This is a genomic window from Stenotrophomonas sp. SrG (assembly GCF_050031795.1).
GTDB classification, from domain to species: domain Bacteria; phylum Pseudomonadota; class Gammaproteobacteria; order Xanthomonadales; family Xanthomonadaceae; genus Stenotrophomonas; species Stenotrophomonas rhizophila_A.
Map to the genome: position 1 here is coordinate 1 of NZ_JBNBBE010001183.1, position 238 is coordinate 238.

At 72.3% G+C, this 238-nt stretch carries 1 pseudogene; it reads left to right on the plus strand.

Going from position 1 to position 238, the window contains the following annotated elements:
• Nucleotides 1-42: 42 nt before the first annotated feature.
• Nucleotides 43-238 (plus strand): annotated as a pseudogene (locus ACQG3P_RS23190) (hypothetical protein); the annotation flags it as partial.

The following is a 238-nucleotide window of genomic DNA, read 5'->3' on the forward strand; positions in this document are numbered from 1 at the left end:
CGCCACCCTGCAAAGCGCGAGCGGCCCGAGGCAAGCGGCGTGGTGAGCGCACCGCCCCGCGCCCAACCTGTCGAAGCCACGGCCCCCGCGCTGCTGGCCGACGACCGCCGTGTAGGGCTCGATGCGCTGTTCCTGCTGCCGCCGTCGACGTTGTCCTGCGACCGGGCCGACCAGCTTGGCTGCGAGCTGTTGGATGCCGGCTGCCTCACGGCCGATTCGGCCAAGCAGACGACGGTGA